Source organism: Mobiluncus sp. (assembly GCF_034180645.1).
GTDB lineage: Bacteria > Actinomycetota > Actinomycetes > Actinomycetales > Actinomycetaceae > Mobiluncus.
The window spans coordinates 67,453-86,821 of sequence record NZ_JAXFNY010000005.1 but is presented as its reverse complement, the minus strand read 5'-3'; the positions used below and the strand labels follow the sequence as shown (position 1 = coordinate 86,821).

Here is a 19,369-nt window from a genome sequence, read left to right as displayed (position 1 = left end):
GGATTTTCGCCTCCAGGGTGTGTGAGAGACTTTGGCCATGAATGAAATGAATGACATGAATACCCCCTGGCTTCATCAGGAAGTCTTGGGTTTCGACACGGAAACGACCGGTGTCTTTACGTCTCGTGACCGTATCGCTACGGTGTCGCTGATACGCAGGATAAACGGCGAGGATTCGCCGCTTTACTGGGTTATCAATCCTGGCGTTCCCATGCCTCCCGCTGCCGGTCGGGTTAATGGTCTGACTGATGAATACTTGCAGGCTAACGGGGTTGAGCCGCGAGTTGGACTCGAGGAAGTTGCGGGTATTATCGCGGAAACTATGCGGCGGGGAGTGCCCGTAGTCGGTTTCAACGTCACCTTCGATTTCGCGATTCTGGAAGCGGAACTGAAACGTCACGGCTTGCAAACCTTACGCCAGCGCCTGGAGGGACAGTTAGAGCCGATTGTCGATCCCTTGGTGTTGGATCGAATCCTAGATCGCTATCGGAAAGGGAAACGTAACTTGGCCTCCGTCTGCACCGCCTACGATTTACCGTTGCGTGACGATTTCCACAACGCTCAAGGCGATGTTGCCGCGACTTTGGATTTGCTCGGTGCTATGTCTGAGCGATTCCCGGAATTGCTGGAAATGGGGCCCGGGGAGATGATGCAGTTCCAGGCCAAGGGTCATAGCCAATGGGCGCAGAGTTTCAACGAGTTCATGGTTGCGCGAAAACCGGATTTCCACCCGGTATCCTTGCACTGGCCGCAGTTTTAGCGCCGCCAGTGGGTGTGTCGGGTTAAGAGTAGGGGAGTATAACCAGTGAAATCGACCGAGAGGTCTGAACAGGCACCTCAGCGCCCTGTAGTCAACTTTGTGGCTGCGGGCGAGGACCGTTTTTTTGATATTTTCATGACCTTGTTTGTAGCGCTGCTACTCATTTCGAACATCTCCGCCACCAAACTCATCGGTGGACCGTGGGGATTGATTTTTGATGGCGGAGCCGTCATGTTCCCCTTCACCTACATCCTGGGGGATATCCTCTCGGAGGTTTATGGATTTCGCGGGGCTCGCCGGGCGGTCCTGACCGGGTTTGGGATTTCCATCTTGGCATCGGGCCTGTTCTTCCTGGTTGCCAAAGCGCCGTCGGCCAGTGGAGACTTTATCACTCCTGCTTTCGCTCAGGTTTTCGGGTTCGTTCCGCGTATTGTGGCGGCTTCCCTGGCGGGGTACGTGCTGGGGCAGCTGTTAAATGCTCTGGTGTTGGTGCGGATTAAGGGTCGCACCGGAGAGCGTTTCCTCTGGCTTCGCATGATAGCCTCGACCCTGGTCGGGGAGCTGGTGGACACCCTCGCGTTTTGCACCATTGCTTTTGCCGGGTTGATTTCGGGGCCGGATTTTTTCAACTACGTGCTGACCGGTTACGTGTACAAGTGTGCGTTGGAAATCATCATGTCTCCGCTCAGCATTCAGGTCATTGGGTGGGTGAAACGCGGTGAAAAAAATTATGTACCGATTGGTACAGAAATGTCATCTTCTCAAACTCTCAAAGCTAATAATGAACCAACCGGTACAGAAACTATTTCTTCACAACGTTCTTAACCTGGGGTGATGATTGGGTGAATGAAAATTTTGAGATTGTAGCGCGTCTGGGTCATCTGGGGCGAGCGGGGGTTATCCATACTCCCCACGGAGACATTCCCACCCCTGCTTTTATACCGGTCGGTACAAAAGCGACGGTGAAGGCGCTCGTCCCCGAGATGATTCGGGAACTTGGTGCGGCGGCGGTGCTGGCTAACGCTTACCACCTCTATCTGCAGCCAGGTCCGGAACTCGTCGATAGGGCCGGTGGCCTGGGGGCTTTTATGCACTGGGATGGGCCAACTTTCACCGATTCTGGCGGATTCCAAGTCCTCAGTTTGGGCGCAGGATACAAGAAAGTCCTCAGTCAAGAATTCGCCGCCTCGGCTCGGGAGCGTAGTGCCTCGCGCGATCACGGCAACCACGAACGTTCCGGGGACAAACGAAAACTTTTGGAACAGGCCGAAGAAGCCGCTGAACTGTCGCCTCCAGATAAACGCCAAGCTCACCCCGGCTTAGCGCGGGTTGATGACGACGGCGTTAATTTTCGCTCACACCTGGATGGAACCAAACATCGGTTTACCCCGGAAATCTCAATGCAGATTCAGCACCACCTGGGCGCCGATATTATTTTCGCTTTCGATGAGTTGACCTCCCTGCTGCATTCCTACGACTACCAGGTAGTTTCCCTGGAACGTACCCGAAAATGGGCAGAGCGCTGTCTGGCGGAACACGAACGGCTCACCGCGGAACGTGCCGACAAGTCTTACCAGATGCTGTTCGGAGTTATCCAAGGAGCGCAATGGGAGGATTTGCGCCGCCGCGCCGCACACGACCTCGGGGGAATGGAAATCTCGGGGCGTCGCTTTGACGGATTTGGCATCGGAGGCGCCTTGGAAAAGGAAAATCTCGGCGTGATTTGTTCCTGGGTGTGTCAAGAGCTACCCGAGGACCGCCCGCGTCACCTGCTGGGAATCTCAGAACCCGAAGATTTCTTTGCCGGCATTGAAAACGGAGCTGATACCTTCGACTGCGTCTCTCCGTCTCGCGTTGCCCGCACCGGAGCAGCGTATTTGCCTACCGGCAGGACGAATGTGGCGCGGGCAGCTTTCCGAGAGGACTTTGGCCCTCTCCAGGAGGGCTGCGGCTGCTATACCTGCACAAACTACACTCGCGCCTACCTCCACCACCTGCTGAAGGCCAAGGAAATGCTGGCTTCGACACTGCTGACCATCCACAACGAGTACTACACCGTTCACCTGGTCCACAGCATCCGTCAGGCTATTATCGCTGGTGAGGATGCTTATCGGGACTTTAAACACCGAACGTTAAGCCAGCTGGGGCGGGAGTAATTGTTGTGGCAGGGCAACGCCGGGAACTGGTCTCTGGCGCTGCAAGCATCTCCCGTTCGAGGTGCATTTTGGTAGGCTGAATCCATGAATGAAGAAGTCCAGATTGGGCGCGGTAAGCGGGGTCGTCGAGCCTATTCTTTCGATCAAATCGCGGTGGTGCCCTCTCGCCGCACGCGAGATCCTCGCGATGTCTCGCTGGCTTGGCAATTTGACGCATATTATATGAAAGTTCCGGTCATGGGTGCGCCGATGGATTCGGTGATGAGCCCGCAAAATGCCATCGCCTTGGGAAAAATGGGCGGAGTCGGGGTCCTGGACTTGGAGGGGCTGTGGACCCGATACGTTGACCCTCTGCCCCTATACGAAGAACTGGCAGAACTTGACGAAGTCGGAGCGAAAGCTACCGCTAAGCTGCAGGAAATTTACAACGAGCCCATCAAGCCGGAGTTAATGCGGGCCAGGTTGGAAGAAATCAAAGCTGCTGACGTCATCGTGGCCGGAGCTATGAGCCCGGCCGGCACCCAAAAATTGTGGGAACATGTGGCGGATTCAGAGCTTGATCTGTTCGTGGTACGCGGTTCTACCGTGTCCGCGGATCATGTTTCCTCCCAAGCAGAACCGCTGAATCTCAAGCAATTCGTGCATCAGGTGGACATTCCGGTCATCGTCGGAGGTGTCGCCACCTATACCGGAGCGCTGCACCTGATGCGTACCGGCGCGGCTGGAGTGCTGGTGGGATTCGGCGGGGGAGCCGCCTCCACCACTCGCCGCACCATGGGGATTCACGTGCCGATGGCGACGGCGGTAGCGGATGTAGCGGCGGCACGGCGGGATTTCTTGGATGAATCCGGTGGCAGGTATGTCCACGTTATCGCTGACGGTGGCATCGGCTTTGCGGGAGACGTGGTGAAAGCCATCGCTTGCGGGGCTGATGCGGTCATGTTGGGCAGTGCCCTGGCCAGGGCTTCCGAGGCGCCCGGACACGGTTGGCACTGGGGCAGTGAGGCGCACCACTCCACCTTGCCGCGCGGTTCTCGGGTCAAAGTTGGCACTGTTGGCACCATGGAACAGGTTATGTTCGGTCCTGCCGACAACGCCGAAGGAACCCTTAATATGATGGGAGCCCTGCGCCGGACGATGGCCACGACGGGTTACACCGATGTTAAGGAACTCCAGCGAGTCGAAGTGGTCACCAGCTATTGAGCACCCCTCACGCAGTCCCAAAAAAGCCAGGTAAACCCCAGTTTGCAGCGCTACAAACCGCTGCGGGGCGCCGCGCGAATCGCGTGGTGCTGGGGCTGTTTTGGCTCATGACGCTTGGCCTGATTACGGTTTTTGTCGCGGCGGGGCAGATTCTGGACTCTTACCTACACCCCGAATGGTCCTTTCCTGCCACTATCTATTGGGTTAGTGCGATTGCGGGTATCGTCTTGGTCTTTGGGGCAAACTTTTCGTTGTCGCGGCGTTCGACGCGGTCTCAGATACGTGAGGAAAACCATGTCCGACAAGCTCTTTTGACCCAGAGTTTTCGCGTTGGTCCCGCGCGAATGAATCAGGAAAGCGCCGGAAAAGTCGTGGCGTTAGCAACCGAGTCAGCCGAAAAGTTTACCCGGTATCGGCAAGGATTCGTGCCCCAGGTCCAAGGCTCTTTCAGCGCGCCAGTGCTGATAGTGGCGGCAATGGGGATTTTTGTGCACCCTTTCCTGGCGCTGTTGCTGGTGTTGTGCCTGCCGTTGGCAGCCGGAACGGTGTGGCTGTTCCAAAAGCTCTTTCGGCGTTCCTCGGCGAAATCCGCACGGGCCCGGGCGGCTTTAGCGGCAAACTACCTGGAAGTATTGCAGGGACTCACAACCCTGCAGCTACTGGGGGCAGCGGACCGGATGGGGGACAAACTGGAGACAGTCGGCGAAGATAATCGGCGAGCCACCATGAGCCTGCTACGTTCCAATCAAGTCATTATTTTTGTACTCGATGCAGTGTTTTCGCTGTTCGTCATCACGTCTGTGGCCGCCCTGTCAATGTACCTGGTGTCTCTCGGGGAGATGACCTTGGGCAAAGTGGTGACGGCGCTGGGCTTGGCGATGTTGCTGCTGGAACCGATTGACCATTTCGGGGCATTTTTCTATATAGCGATGGGCGGACGGGGCGCCGGGCGGGCCATCTTAGGATTCATGCACTCGCGGGCCAGCCATTCGGCTGCGAGCTGCGAGGATGCCTCCGTTGCTCTTCACGGTGATGCTGTTGTTACGGGTGAGGACGTTCCCGCGGTAGATGCTGAGATTCCCGCGGTGTATCTGGAAAATGTCAGTGTTCGCTACGGGAATCAGCAGGTCCTCCAGGGGGTGAACCTCAGAGTGCCTTCCGGCGAACGTGTGGCGATTGTGGGGGATTCTGGACAGGGCAAAACTACCTTATTGAACGTAATGAAGGGATTTTTGACTCCAAGTGAGGGCCGGGTAGAGGTCGCCGGTAATACCGCTGACTTGGCGCAGCGCTCGGCGTTAGTTAGTCAAAATACCTGGCTGTTTACCGGCACCGTGCGGGAAAACCTTCAGATGGCAGCCCCGCAGGCATCTGATACCGAATTATGGGATGTTTTGCGCGCGGCCCATCTTGACCCCGAAATCCAACAGATGCCGCTGGGACTGGACACTGCCTTGGGTGAGAACGGCATAGGCCTTTCGAGCGGACAGAAACAGCGTCTCAGCTTGGCGCGGGCCCTTGGGAGCGGTCGAAAAATTTTGTTGCTGGATGAAGCGACCTCCCAAGTTGATCTGAATTCCGAACGAAAAATCTTGGAGGCCCTCCAAGCCCTGGGGCGTGACTATACACTCATCATGGTGTCACACCGCGGGGCTCTGACCGCGCTAGCAGACCGCGTCTTACTGGTCGAGAACGGAAAGCTGGTGGAACGGTGACACCATCGAGCAACGCATCAGACTCAAAGAACGTTGCGCCGTCTCTCTCGGCGGAGGGCCAGGACAGTTCCTCGTCCGCAACGCGTCCTTCCACACCAGCCGCAGCGGGGCTGCGGACAGTTATCAGCTGGCTGCTCTCCTCGACTCGCACAGTGTTGAGACCGGTAGCCGCTTCCACCCTTGCCAGGCTGGTCGATCAAATCCTGGGCATAGTCCTGTTCGCCATACCGGCAGTATTGGTTGCGAACCTGGTGATGAGCAATCTGGACTGCGGTTGTGTCCGCAGCGTGTCCGCCAATGTGGGGGGACTGTTGACAGTGATGGCGGGGACCGCGCTTCTGAAAGGTTTAGCTCGCTACCTGGAACAATACTGGGGTCACTTGGTTGCCTTCAAGGCCTTGGAACTGTTGCGGACCCAAGCCTACCGTGACATTTATCCCCAAGCTCCCGCCATAGTGACCAATAATCATAGCGGAGACCTCTTGGCGCGGCTCACGAAGGATATAGATCGTATCGAAGTATTCTTTGCCCACACTTTTGCACCCGCGATAACGGCATTCCTGGTTCCCGGTATTGTTACCGCGGTGACTTTTGCAGTCGCACCCTGGCAATTTGGCATAGCCGTGGGGGGAATTCTCATTGTAGGACTTATGATACCTTGGTATGGTATATCTTCTGGACGCATGGCCGCGCGCAATAAACTCGCAGCTCGCGGCCGTGTGGCCGCAGACGTCACGGATTCGCTGGGAGGGTTGGCGGAAGTCGTGGGATACGGTCTGTGCGAAGGGCGTCTCGCCGGCAGTGACAGGTTAGGCGAGGAACTGGTTCGAGCCAGCCTACGTGAGACCAACAAGTCAGCATTCCGCGGCGCGTTCCTCTCCGCGTGGCGAATGGCTGCGGTACTGATTCTGCTGGCGGTGGGCGGCGCACTCTATCAGTCAGGCTCGCTGGAAATGGCCACCTGGATAGCAATACTCTTTGCAGTTCTGCGCTGCTGGGACGGATTTAAAGCCGTAGTGGATTTCGGAACCGAACTGAATACTTCTCTGGCTGCGGCGCGACGTGTCTACCAGTTGACTCACGCCGGACTGGAGTTACTTGAGGGGCAGGAAAATGTGCGGCAAACCACCCCGTTGGCCGTGGAATTTAGCCAGGTTAGCTTTCGCTATCCCGAACCCACCAACGCGGCTCCACGGTTGGACAGGGCAACGGGGACTATCGAACAAGTCAACCTCAAGTTAGCGCCGGGCTTGTGGACCGCCCTGGTAGGGGCGACAGGTGGCGGAAAGTCAACCCTGGCACGACTCCTGCTGCGTTTTTACGATCCCGAAGCGGGAACTGTCCTCCTGGACGGGCGCGATCTGCGCGAATATCGCCTCGCGTCCCTACGCAAAGCGGTGTCTCTAGTCAGCGCCGAGTCAACAATTTTCGATATGACCATCGCGGAAAACTTGCGTCTGGCCAGCCCACACGCCAGTGAAAGCCAACTGTGGCGGGCTTTGGCGATGGTAGGAATGGACGCGGAAGTGAAAGCAATGCCGGGGGGACTGCAATATCGCGTGTCTTCACGAGGGGCAGCCCTCAGTGGGGGACAACGTCAGCGGCTTTCCCTGGCTCGTGCCCTCCTGCGCCAATCCCCAATCCTCATCTTAGACGAGCATACGGCGCACCTGCCTGCACCTTTAGCTACCCGCATCAACAACAATCTGCTCGGCCTCACACCGCGACCCACCGTTTTGGAGATTACGCACAACCTGGATCAGATTGCCCGAGCCGATTGGGTAGCGGTGCTTGATTTGGGCCACATTGTGGAACAGGGAAAACCCGAGGAGCTCCTGGCGAACCGAGATTCGGCGTTGTGCCGCCTGCGGGGCCAATAAAAGCTGAAACGGCAAGTCCAGACTTGCCGTCCGCTCCCGGTTGGCAGGGGTGGGGGGAATTATTGGACTGACAAACCGGGGCAGTTTTGAGAGTTTATTTAACTTAATTTTTGAACAATTTGCCTATACGAGGGCGAAATATCATCGATTTCTTAAGCTATTATGAAAGAACTCTGAAAAAATCCAGATAATTTCCAGTGTATGCTAGGTATTGTCGGTGTTCTTCGCTGACCATGCCAACTTCAACTCAACGCAGAGCAGGAAACAACATGAAAAAAACACAACGATTTAAGCGGCTAGCCATGACCTTTACCGGGGCAGTGGCGCTGGTCGGAGCCAGCCTGGTAGGCGTGTCCGGACTGACACCGGAGGCTAGCGCATCCGAAAGTAATTATCTGATAGGCACCGGTATCTCCGATGTGACCGGTGCTATTGCGGAAAACGGCGCTTTCGGCTACGCCTCGCACCAAGAGATGAAAGGCCTGCAGCAACGTGTGTATGCCCACGCCTTTATCGTCGCGGATCAGACTACCGGCAAGCGGGTGGTTTATGTCAGCGTTGACACCGGCGGCACTTTCAACGCGGTGCGGACGCAGGTTTTGGACAAGCTGGAAGCAATGTATCCCGGCTTGTACGATGAGGGTAACGTGATGATTGGCATCACCCACACCCACGTGGCACCGGCGGGAGCTTCCACCGACAAACTCTATGAAATCGCTGCGGAGGACAAAACTCTGCACGGGTTCAGTCAACAGGTGCTGGATATTACTGTAGACGGCATCGTCAACGCGATTTCGCGGGCGCACAACAACCTCGAACCCGGAACCATCGAGATGAAGCGCACCAATGTCCACGGCATCACGCGTAACCGCTCTCTGGCGGCGTACCTGCAAAACGATGACGTTAGCAAATACGACGACTCGGTAGAAACGACGATGGATCAGCTGGAGTTTACTTCCGCCGCCGGTGAGAAACTTGGCGTATTCAACTGGTTCTCAACTCACGCCACGTCTTTCCCGATGCATTGGGATTTGTATTCCGGGGACTCCAAGGGGTATGCCCAATATCTGTATGAACAAAAGTTCGGCACTGATCCGAATCAGGACAAGACTTTTGTGGCGGCCTTTCCCGCTTCGGGTACAGGAGATATGGTTCCCGTGGCGGGCAACTCGTCCTCCACCCCGGAATTCATGGGAACCTCTGACGATTACTACAACGCTGAAAAGCATGGTCAGGAACAGTTCGACGCGTCTTGGCAGCTATGGAATAGCCCGGGTGACACAGTTAAAGGCGCTGTTGACTCTCGGGGACGTTACGTCCAGTTTAAGAACTATGTCGTTGATGCGGCTTACACGGAAGGCGCCGGGGATCAGAAACTGTGTATCCCAGCTCGTGGATATTCATTTGCTGCGGGCGGCGAAAACGGCCCCTCGGGAATTCCTGGAATCTATGAAGGCATGACCAAGGATAGTTTTTCAGTTCGCGATTTAATCAACAAGGTCGATCAATCCGATTTGGGCGGCTTGGTGCGTTTCGCGTTTGCCTCGATTTCTTGGACGGGCAATGATCCGTGCCAGGCTGAAAAGCCGGTTTTGCTTCCCGATGGCAAGTGGGGCTGGGCTTCGACCGTGGTGCCGGTACAGTTGCTGCGGATTGGCAATGTGGCAATCATCGGGGTTCCCACCGAGATGGGGACGATGGGTGTGCGTCACCTGCGTGAATCCGTGGAACAGATTTTGGCACCGCTCGGTGTGGAGAAGGTCATCCTGTCGGGGGCTACGAACGATTACGCCGGTTATGTTTCCACTCGTGAAGAGTACGCTGCTCAGCATTACGAGGGCGCTTCCACCGAGTTTGGTCCTTACGAGCTGGCCGCCCTGCAGCAAGAGGTGGACGGCTTGGCGCGGGCTATGGTTGACGGCACTGAGGTCAGCAACGATGCTTGGCCGAAGGTCAGCACGCGAGGAAAGACCAACCGAGCCGGGGTTGTACTGGACGACAAGCCGTGGCGTCAACAGTTTGGCCAAGTGCTGATTCAGCCCCTCGAACAGTACCAACCGGGAGAAACCGCGAAAGCGGTGTTCCGTGGAGCGCACCCCAAGAACAACTTGCGCGTGGGCGGGACCTTCCTCAAGGTGCAGCGTCAGACCGAGGACGGGACTTGGCAAGATTACTTGACGGACCGTGACTGGGACACCAGTTACCGGTGGGAACGTGAAGGCACCAGTTATTCTCGCACCACCGTCGAGTGGCGGATTCGCCAGGGCACCCCGGCCGGAACCTACCGGTTAGTGCAGGACGGCGACTGGAAGAACGGCTGGAATCACCGGATTATCCCCTACGAGGGGATATCTAACCCGTTCACAGTGAACTAGGACTAACGGAAATTACTCCCGCTGGTCCGGGCAGCTGGTTTCCGCCGGCTGCCCGGACTTTATGGTTTGGTCAATGTGAGGAATCAGCAAAGTTGGTGGTGCAACCGGAGGCGCTGGGCGGGGCTAGGCCTCCGAACTGGGCCAGTGTCGCAGGGAATCGGGCAGATGCGGGCGGGACTTGACCGGCAGACGTGATACCACGTTCAGGTAAGATTCCTGAACCAGCACTTTCAACAGTTCCGGGTCTACTTCCGCGCCGGGGTACACGCTAATCCAGCGGTGTTTGTTCATGTGCCAGCCGGGAGTGATTTCCGCATAGCGCTGGGTCAGCGCCAAGCCGTCCTCTGGCAACACGGCCAGGTTCACGACCGGGGTGTCGTGGACTTCCACCATCACCACGAACCACTTCCCGCACACTTTTACGGCCTCCCACTGCGGGGAATACACCCACGGCTCAGCGCCGGGCAGCTCCAGAGCCACCGCCCGAGCCTGATCCCACAATTCCTCGGCTTTCATACGTTCCCCTTGTGGCTGGCTGTCTGACTTCCTACTGACTTGCCCAGATGTTTGTCTGGCAGAATGTTCACTCTAAACTGTAGCGTTTTCACAGGTTTTGTGGGTCTGTCTGATTCGTGAGAGAAGTGTGCCAAGCTGCTTTTGACTATCGAGTTGAAACACAAATCTCAATTCATCACCTGTATTGAAAAAACCTTGGTAACACCGCAGTGAGGTCGGCTATATCCGGCTGCAATTGAGCAAAGGAGCACAATAACATGAAAAAACTTGCAACTATGATGCTGAGCCTGGCATTGGTCGGGGGGGGGGCGCTCTAACTGCCTGCTCTAACGATTCATCCACCACAGGTGCCAGTGATGGATTTGCCGGTCAGGAACTGACTGTCCTGTACATGTCTGGCGTTTACGCTGACGCCGCCAGAGCTATGGTTCCCGAATTTGAAAAAGCCACGGGAGCAAAAGTCGAAGTTGTTGATTTTCCCTATCTGACATTGCATGAAAAAGCGTTACTGGACTTGACTTCTGGTACCGGGTCATATGATGTTATAGATGTTGCCAGCCAGTGGGACGGTGAGTTTGCCCCGTTCCTGGAACCCCTCCAAGAATACATCGATAGAGACAACTATGACATGGATGTCTGGATTGATAACGTCTTGGCGAACGCGGGGAACTGGCAAGGCACAATTACCGGCATACCCAACGCCTCCACTCCCCAAACATTTGCCTACCGCACTGATTTGTTGCCAGAGGGAATTCCCGACACCTGGGAAGAATACCGCGCAGCCTTAGCAAAAGTGAATGATCCCGCCAATGGAGTCTATGGTGTTACCGTGTCGGAACAGAGTGGTCAGCTCGGCGGAGTGTTTGATTACGTGCTGTGGTCGATGGGGGGTAATTGGGCAGACAAAGATTGGAACGTCACTATTGACTCGCCCGAGACCCGCGAAGCTTTAAAACACCTCTATGCACTTAAGGAATACTCGGATCCAGCAAACCTGTCCTGGGGTGTGGACGAATCCATCAAAGCCTTCCTGGACGGCAAAGCAGCCGTATGCGAAACCTGGCCGTCCCTGGGCGTTGTCCAAAATGCAGATAACCCAGAAAAATCAAAGATTGCCGGGAAATGGGCGCTGGATGTAATCCCGAAAGGCAAAACCGGAATTACTTTGCTATCCGCCTGGGATGTGGCTATTCCGCAAGCCTCTGAGAAAAAAGACTTAGCTTGGGAATGGGTAAAGATGTACACCAGTGCGGAAATGCAAAACAAATTCTATGACGAATTCAACATTCTCTCTCCACGAAAAGCATTTTGGGAACAAGAAAAAATGGCAGCTCAGGCTCCTGTTCGTACCGCTTTGGACACCGCAAACATGTGGTGGCGCATCCCCGCTTCCGTCGAAGCTGATTCAATGATGAACACTATTGTCGGTTCCTATCTATCAGACCAGACAAAACTGGAAGACGCAGTGAAGCAGCTGGATAAAGCCTTGAAAGATGCCCTAGAGAATAATCCACCCGAAGAAGGCATAAAGAACCTGAACCATTAACCGCACCATTGCCTGTGGGCGTGGCTTTGCGAGATTGCCCCCTGAACAATCTGTCGAAAGCCACGCCCCGAGTAATGACTGAACCTCTCAGGTTGCTATCAAGAGTTCTATGACCAAAACTGCGCAGTTTGGAAAGGATTGTTCAATTCATGAAGCACCATAAAGATAGCTTGGCAGACAGGATATCAAGCTGGCTATTTTTGAGCCCTGCACTGATATTTCTAGCAATTACCGCCTTGTTTCCACTCGCGTACTCACTGTATTTGAGTTTCTATAAGTTGAAGCTCAATTTGCCTAATCAAGAACCGAAATTTGTGGGATTGGCGAATTATGCAAAAATGCTCAGTGACGACCTGTTGCAAGTCAGTACCCTAAATACCATAGGATTTGCATTTGTTTCGGTGGCGATAGAGGTCGTCGTTGGTTTGATGGTGGCGATGGTGTTATGTTCAGACACCTGGTGGTCTCGAGTTTCCATCACCGTCCTCATGATTCCCATGATTATGGCTCCGGTAGCCATTGGTACCCTCTGGCGCATGATGCTGGATCCCTCAACCGGAATTATCAACTATTTCCTGAGCTTCTTCGGCGTTGATACGATCCAATGGTTGGCTAACCCCCTGACCGCAAAAATCGCAGTGGTGATGGTCAATGTGTGGCAATTGGTTCCGTGGGTCACGGTCATTGCCGTAGCTGGTCTGAAAGCCCTGCCGGGGGACTTGATTCAAGCCGCCCTAATCGACGGCGCCACACCCAGGCAAGTGTTTTGGCACATCGTTTTGCCATTGATTCGTCCGGTTCTGGTCATTATTGTCATGATGCGCTTTACGGATGCCTTTAAAGTTTTTGACACGATTTATGTGATGACTAACGGAGGACCCGGCACTGCTACCGAAATGCTCCCGAACTTTATCTATAAACAAGGCTTGAAATACTATGACGCAGGTTATGCGGCAGCCCTGGCTATCGTATTTGTGGTGACTATGACTCTGGTTACTTTGTTCTTCCTGCGCTTGCGTCGTAAGGAGGAGGAAAACGTATGGTAAAAAATCGAAGCGTAATCAAGCTACTCCAGATTATGTGCTCAGCGTTTTTGCTGGGCGACCAACGAAATGGATTCTGATTATTTTCAGTATGGTGGGGGTGTTGTTCCCGCTGTATTGGTTGGCGATATCAGCATTCAAATTGGAACAGGACTACCTAGCGGATCCGCCAATCCTGTTACCCACACGTTTTACTTTCGAGAGTTTCATTGAAGTATTTCAGCAAAACCAGTTGTGGGATAACCTGGTGAATTCAATGGTGGTTTCGACCGTTACCACCATCGTGACCTTAATCGTAGGCTCAATGGCGGCTTTTGCCCTGCAACGGGGAGCTTTAGGCAGGAAAACCAGGCATTTCTTTGGAGTGTGGTTTATGGTGCAAAAAATGTATCCCGCCATATCCACCGCCATTCCTGTTTATCTAGTCATGCGTCAACTTCGCCTCATAGATACCCTCACTGGTTTAATCATCATGAATATCAGTTTCAACCTGCCGTTGGTCATCTGGTTGATGATGGGATTTTTCCAGCAAGTCCCTTATGAGATTGAGGAGTCGGCGATTCTGGATGGGGCAAACTTTTTCAACCGGTTCTTTCGGGTGGTGTTACCAATCGTGAAACCGGGTTTGATTGCCTCGGCAATCCTCACCTTTACCGCTACCTGGAACGAGTTCCTCTTTGCAGTAATTCTCACCATTAAAAACTTGAAAACTTTGCCCGTGGTCATCGCTGGTTTTATCACCGATCGCGGGCTGGCATGGGGACCAATGTCGGCTACTTCGTTAGTGACGTTGATACCCGTGATAATTCTGACACTGATAGTGCAAAAGGACTTTGTGCAAGGTATGGCGATGGGGGCAGTGAAAGGATGAGGTGATCACCTAGCGCATATTGCCCAGTCACCTTGTTTGAGTCCAGAGTAAAAACTGGATAGAGTGGAATCCGCGTTGAACCGGTCTGGACTGTTGAGTTCGGGTATCGCCGGGGAGCTTCGGAAAGAACGGTTACGTGCCATGCACGCGACTCACTAGACTCCGACGGGCAGGCCCGTTACAGCCATATTGAGCGGCTCACTTGGCCAACTCAATAGTCTGGCCGCACCGATTGGTCGGCACCCAGACTTTTGCGGGACCACGTGAGCAAGCGAGGTGGTACCGCGCCCGCCGACAGAATGTCGCAGGCGTCCTCGTGAATGAACGATTCGCGATAAGGACGACAATGAGCGAGAAAAAACGCGGGTTCTACCCCAAACACCGGGATACTTCCTTGGACGCCAGCCCGAATTTTCCCAGCCAAGAAACTGAAACCCTGGCATTTTGGGCTGCGGATCATACTTTCCAGGCTTCTGTAGATGCCCGTCAGGCCGGCCAGGACGGTAGCAACGAGTTCGTGTTCTACGATGGTCCGCCCTTTGCCAACGGCTTGCCGCACTATGGCCACCTTTTGACCGGCTATGTAAAAGACATCGTGGGGCGTTACCAGACCATGCGGGGTCACCGCGTAGAGCGGCGCTTCGGGTGGGACACTCACGGTTTGCCCGCCGAACTGGAGGCGGAACGCATTCTCGGCATCGAGGACAAGGAACAAATCGAAGGCCCGGGCGGAATGGGGATTGAGGCCTTTAACCAGGCCTGTCGTGAGTCGGTGCTGAAATATACCAAAGAGTGGGAAGAATATGTGACGCGCCAAGCACGATGGGTCGACTTTGAAAACGACTACAAGACCCTCGACCCCACCTTTATGGAATCGGTCATTTGGGCGTTTAAGACCCTGTACGACAAGGGGCTCATCTACGAAGGCTTTAAGGTGCTGCCGTACTGCTGGCACGACGGTACCCCCCTGTCGAACCACGAACTAAAGATGGACGACGACATCTACCAAAACCGCACCGACCAAACAGTCACAGTAGGAATGCGCCTGCGCGACACCGACGAGATGGTGCTGATTTGGACCACAACCCCGTGGACGCTGCCCAGCAACCTAGCGGTCGCCGTCGGGGAGGACATCGACTACGTGCGCGTCACGCCGACCCAGGGGGAGCTGCAGGGACAAACCGTCATCCTGGCCCAGGCTCGCTTGGCGGCTTATGAAAAAGAACTTGGGGAAAACCCGGCTGTTTCCGCACCTTTCAAAGGCTCTGAACTGGTTGGCCTGGAGTACTATCCCATTTTTGATTACTTTGAAGATGCCAAAGCCGCCGCCATCGCCGATGGTACGGCAGACCAGCCCGGACACGTGGGACCGGGGTCGAAAGCATGGACTATCATCGGCGCCGACTTCGTGTCCACCGAGGACGGCACCGGACTGGTGCACCTCGCCCCGGCCTTTGGCGAGGACGACATGAACGTTTGCGCTACCCACCAAATCGGAGTGGTCATGCCGGTAGACGGAAACGGAGTCATCACCGCGGAAGTCCCAGATTACGCGGGAAAGAACGTTTTTGAGGCAAACCGCTACATCATCGCCGACCTGCGCGACGAAACCGGCCCGGTGGCGACCCGTGAGGCGCGCCAGCGTCCCTGCCTGGTGAAGGTCGCCTCTTACGAGCACTCCTACCCGCACTGCTGGCGTTGCCGCCAACCGCTCATCTACAAGGCAGTGTCCTCGTGGTTCGTGCGCGTTACTGAGTTCCGCGACCGCATGGTGGAGTTGAATCAGCAAATCACCTGGACGCCGGAACATACCAAGAACGGTATCTTTGGCAACTGGCTGGCCGGGGCGCGCGACTGGTCGATTTCGCGCAACCGTTTCTGGGGTTCCCCGATTCCAGTATGGAAGTCGGATAATCCCGCTTATCCGCGCATTGACGTCTACGGTTCTTTTGCGGAACTGGAACGGGATTTTGGGGTCAAGATTGATAACCTCCACCGTCCTTTCATCGATGAGTTGACCCGCCCGAATCCAGATGATCCCAGCGGAAAGTCCACGATGCGCCGCGTCCCGGAAGTATTGGACTGCTGGTTCGAATCCGGCTCCATGCCTTACGCCCAGGTCCACTATCCCTTTGAAAACCGGGAATGGTTCGAGACGCATTACCCCGGTGACTTCATCGTGGAGTACATCGGTCAGACCCGTGGCTGGTTCTATACCTTGCACGTTTTGGCGACCGCGCTGTTTGACCGGCCGGCGTTTTTGAACTGTATCTCGCACGGTATCGTCCTGGGTGATGACGGGCGCAAGATGAGTAAATCTCTGCGCAACTACCCGGATGTTAACGAGGTTTTCGACAAGTACGGTGCGGACGCGATGCGTTGGTTCCTGATGAGTTCTCCAGTGGTCAGCGGGGGCAACCTGATTGTGACCGATAAGGGTATTCGCGACACGGTGCGGCAAACGATTCTGCCGGTGTGGAACGCCTACTATTTCTTTACCCTCTATGCCGGCACCTGTCAGCAGGGCGCGGGCTACGAGGCAAAGCCCGTGGACGTGGATGATGCCGCGAGCGTCAACGCGCTGCCGATGATGGACCGTTATCTGCTGTCCGCCGCGCGCCAGCTGTTCCACGATTTGCGTACGGAGTTGGATACCTTCCACATTCCGGAGGCTTGCGAACACGTCCGCCAGTTCACCGAGGTGTTGAACAACTGGTACATTCGCATTTCCCGCCAGCGTTTTTGGGACGAGGACCCGGCTGCCTTTGACGTGCTCTACACCGTGCTAGAGGCGCTGATGCGGGCGATGGCTCCGCTGCTGCCTTTGATTTCAGAAGAAATCTGGCGGGGGCTGACCGGTGGACGTTCCGTACACCTGATGGACTACCCGGACTGGGACGATGCTGTGTACGATGGCGCGCTCGTGGACGCTATGAACGAGGTGCGCGACGTGGTGTCCTGCGCCCACGCCTTGCGCAAGGGCGCTAACCTGCGGGTGCGTTTGCCGCTGAGCCGCCTCCAGGTGGTCGCGGCGAATCCGGAGGCCATGCGTGACTACACAGCGCTCATTGCCTCCGAGGTCAACGTCAAGTCCGTGGAGGTGCTCAGCGTTACCGAGTCCGGATTGCAATCGAGCCAGGAACTGACGCTCAACCCCAAGGCTTTTGCCCCCGAGGTGCGCAAACTCACTTCTGGGTTGTTCCAGGCGCAAAAGACCGGTCAGTGGCGCTTGGACGGTGACGCTGTGGTGTTCGACGGGGTGGAACTCGGTGGAGAGCCGGTGCGCCTCACGGGTGAACAGTTCGGGCTGGTGACAAAGGTTGCAGCCGAGCCGGGAACCGTTGCCGATGTGCTGGATAGCGGCACTTTTGTGGTGCTGGACACGGAAGTTACCGAGGAGCTGGAAGCGGAGGGCTACGCCCGCGATGCGATTCGCGCGGTGCAAGACGCTCGCAAGAACGCGGGTCTGGATGTGGCTGACCGGATTGACCTGACGCTGGGAGTGCCGGCAGATTGTGTGGCTTGGGTGCAGAACCACCGTGAGTTGATTGCTACGGAAACGCTGTCACTAGGAGTGGAAATCCGTGAGATTGAGGGGGCACAGCTAGATGTCACGGTTTCAAAGCACAGCTAGTACATCTGGCCTTAGAATGAGTAGCCCAACGGGCAGCGATAGGCTGCGGGGGTATAGAGATTAATCGCACCTATACCACATGGCGTTGCACATGATAAAATATTATCATGTGGCGGATAATTACGGTTCTGCTGGCTGGGGTATGTAGCCTATCTATGCTTGCTTCGCCAGAATCGTATATTCAGGGCTCAACTCCGTCTAGCAGGCCTACCGAATTGCGCATTGAAATTGTGGGTAAGATAGTAGCAGATAACTATCTATATTCATTTTACAATTCTGACGTAATAATGAAACAGTTTGATTCAGTCTCCGCAGAAACGAGCAGTAAGCTGCTAGCCCGAAAGGCTGTTTTTAATCGCCAAAAGAGCTATTTTGACACTAAGTTTGACTCGCTAGATTCCTCGATAAAGGTATCATGTCGGCGCTATCTAAGTAACATTTACTTTGTAACATTAATCACGGATTACAGGTATATATCAGATGGGTATGTTTCCCGCGAAAAAGGCGATATTCATATGAAAATCACCAACTATCACAATGTCTTCAGTTTGGAGTATATATCGTCCGACGATACCTTTGATGAGATGACATTTCAAGATAATAATTTCAACCCAAAATCACCTCCGGAATATAAAGAAATAGCTGATAAATATATTAGAGATTTGGATATTACTTGTTTAACTATGTGTAACAGTTCAGATAATTACATGCTGCCTGTGCGCGGAATGCGGGTTTTATTCCGATGAAGTTACTGCTTTAGTTTCACGCTTCTTAGTCCCTCGACGCTGAGCCCTCTGTAGTGCTGCCGTACTGAGTCTGTCTGCAAGGTATCAATTCGCGTTGCTTCTGTTACCGCGTATGTAAACTAACCGCGTCAGCACTATTGCGATGATTCGGAGAATGTTCTATCATGTAGAACATGGTGACGGTAGGATTGCGCGAACTTGGACAAAATGCGTCTCAAGTCCTGAAACAGGTCCAGGACGGAGAAAGCGTCGTGGTTACGGATCGACGACGTCCCATTGCCAAAATCGTGGCTTTGCAAACTAGCCCCCTCGAACAGATGAAAGACGCCGGATTGGTACGTCCGGCGCTGCGTTCTTGGCAGGATGTACCCGCAGTGCCTGAATCGAGTGAAACAGCACCAGCCCCGACCGATATTTTGCGACAAATGCGCGAATCGGAGCGATATTGATGGCCTACTACGTGGACACCTCCGGGCTGGCTAAAGCCCTACACAAAGAACCCGAAAGCGATGCTTTTAACGTGTGGATGCTGGAACATGATTCGCAAGTGTACTGTTCAGATTTAGTGAGAGTGGAATTGATGCGGGTGGCGGGCAAGCTCGGTGAAAATGCCAGATTACAAGCCCGATCCATCATCTCCGCAATTTCCTTGATTGCCATCAGTCCCGCAATATGTAATGCCGCAGGCCTGTTGGAACCCAGCAATGTGCGCAGTCTCGATGCTATTCACCTGGCAACCGCTCTGGTGTTGGGGGACGGCCTAGAGGGATTGCTGACTTACGACGAGAGGATGTCTAACGCCGCAAGAGAGCTAGGTATCCGCTCTTTTGCCCCCGGGCTGGTGAGTAACGACTGAATTCGCGTGGTTTCAAGCGGGTTTATCAGCGAGAATGTGTAGCTTGGCGCAAACAGTCGTGAGGAACA

15 protein-coding genes are annotated in these 19,369 nt (G+C 54.8%); 14 read left to right on the top strand and 1 reads right to left on the bottom strand.

Annotated features, from left to right (window positions below; genetic code table 11):
* Positions 1 to 37: 37 nt before the first annotated feature.
* The 7 genes from SPI05_RS01690 to SPI05_RS01660 all read left to right on the top strand — a co-directional run bounded on the left by SPI05_RS01690 (position 38) and on the right by SPI05_RS01660 (position 10,089).
* Positions 38 to 760, top strand: a complete 723-nt coding sequence (locus SPI05_RS01690; RefSeq protein ID WP_321075564.1) for an exonuclease domain-containing protein — start codon at positions 38 to 40, stop codon at positions 758 to 760.
* Between the two features lie 135 nt (positions 761 to 895).
* A complete protein-coding gene (locus SPI05_RS01685; RefSeq protein ID WP_414601949.1) occupies positions 896 to 1,585 on the top strand; it encodes a queuosine precursor transporter in 690 nt (229 codons plus the stop codon).
* 17 nt (positions 1,586 to 1,602) lie between these two features.
* Positions 1,603 to 2,916 carry a tRNA guanosine(34) transglycosylase Tgt gene (gene tgt / locus SPI05_RS01680; protein ID WP_321075560.1) on the top strand — a complete coding sequence of 438 codons (1,314 nt, stop codon included), beginning with the start codon at positions 1,603 to 1,605 and terminating at the stop codon, positions 2,914 to 2,916.
* A gap of 84 nt (positions 2,917 to 3,000) precedes the next feature.
* Complete coding sequence (locus SPI05_RS01675) at positions 3,001 to 4,119, top strand: GuaB3 family IMP dehydrogenase-related protein (RefSeq protein ID WP_321075558.1); 1,119 nt, start codon at positions 3,001 to 3,003, stop codon at positions 4,117 to 4,119.
* Positions 4,116 to 5,834, top strand: coding sequence for an ABC transporter ATP-binding protein/permease (locus SPI05_RS01670; RefSeq protein WP_321075556.1), 1,719 nt, complete (start codon positions 4,116 to 4,118; stop codon positions 5,832 to 5,834). Before SPI05_RS01675 ends, SPI05_RS01670 begins: the two co-directional genes overlap by 4 nt.
* Positions 5,831 to 7,714 carry an ABC transporter ATP-binding protein gene (locus tag SPI05_RS01665; RefSeq protein WP_321075554.1) on the top strand — a complete coding sequence of 628 codons (1,884 nt, stop codon included), beginning with the start codon at positions 5,831 to 5,833 and terminating at the stop codon, positions 7,712 to 7,714. The genes SPI05_RS01670 and SPI05_RS01665 overlap by 4 nt, the downstream gene beginning before the upstream one ends.
* A 269-nt stretch (positions 7,715 to 7,983) precedes the next feature.
* The gene (locus SPI05_RS01660; RefSeq protein WP_321075553.1) at positions 7,984 to 10,089 is read left to right on the top strand and encodes a neutral/alkaline non-lysosomal ceramidase N-terminal domain-containing protein; all 2,106 of its coding nucleotides are present in this window, start codon (positions 7,984 to 7,986) and stop codon (positions 10,087 to 10,089) included.
* 123 nt (positions 10,090 to 10,212) lie between these two features.
* On the opposite strand, the gene SPI05_RS01655 is transcribed toward SPI05_RS01660, so the two are convergent.
* A complete protein-coding gene (locus SPI05_RS01655) occupies positions 10,213 to 10,605 on the bottom strand; it encodes an MmcQ/YjbR family DNA-binding protein (protein ID WP_321075551.1) in 393 nt (130 codons plus the stop codon).
* Positions 10,606 to 10,996: 391 nt separating this feature from the next.
* On the opposite strand from SPI05_RS01655, the gene SPI05_RS01650 reads away from it, so the two are divergent.
* From SPI05_RS01650 to SPI05_RS01620, 7 genes are all read left to right on the top strand, one after another.
* Positions 10,997 to 12,151 (top strand): sugar ABC transporter substrate-binding protein, encoded by a 1,155-nt coding sequence (locus SPI05_RS01650; protein ID WP_321075550.1) that lies wholly within the window; start codon positions 10,997 to 10,999, stop codon positions 12,149 to 12,151.
* 290 nt (positions 12,152 to 12,441) lie between these two features.
* Positions 12,442 to 13,197, top strand: coding sequence for a sugar ABC transporter permease (locus SPI05_RS01645; protein ID WP_321075549.1), 756 nt, complete (start codon positions 12,442 to 12,444; stop codon positions 13,195 to 13,197).
* 253 nt (positions 13,198 to 13,450) lie between these two features.
* Positions 13,451 to 14,065, top strand: a complete 615-nt coding sequence (locus tag SPI05_RS01640; RefSeq protein WP_321075599.1) for a carbohydrate ABC transporter permease — start codon at positions 13,451 to 13,453, stop codon at positions 14,063 to 14,065.
* A gap of 346 nt (positions 14,066 to 14,411) precedes the next feature.
* Entirely contained in the window at positions 14,412 to 17,699 is a 3,288-nt protein-coding gene (gene ileS, locus SPI05_RS01635; protein ID WP_321075546.1) for an isoleucine--tRNA ligase, read from the top strand.
* Between the two features lie 107 nt (positions 17,700 to 17,806).
* The gene (locus SPI05_RS01630) at positions 17,807 to 18,445 is read left to right on the top strand and encodes a hypothetical protein (RefSeq protein ID WP_321075544.1); all 639 of its coding nucleotides are present in this window, start codon (positions 17,807 to 17,809) and stop codon (positions 18,443 to 18,445) included.
* Positions 18,446 to 18,618: 173 nt separating this feature from the next.
* A complete protein-coding gene (locus tag SPI05_RS01625; protein WP_321075543.1) occupies positions 18,619 to 18,894 on the top strand; it encodes a type II toxin-antitoxin system prevent-host-death family antitoxin in 276 nt (91 codons plus the stop codon).
* The gene (locus SPI05_RS01620) at positions 18,894 to 19,301 is read left to right on the top strand and encodes a type II toxin-antitoxin system VapC family toxin (protein WP_321075541.1); all 408 of its coding nucleotides are present in this window, start codon (positions 18,894 to 18,896) and stop codon (positions 19,299 to 19,301) included. Before SPI05_RS01625 ends, SPI05_RS01620 begins: the two co-directional genes overlap by 1 nt.
* Positions 19,302 to 19,369 lie beyond the last annotated feature (68 nt).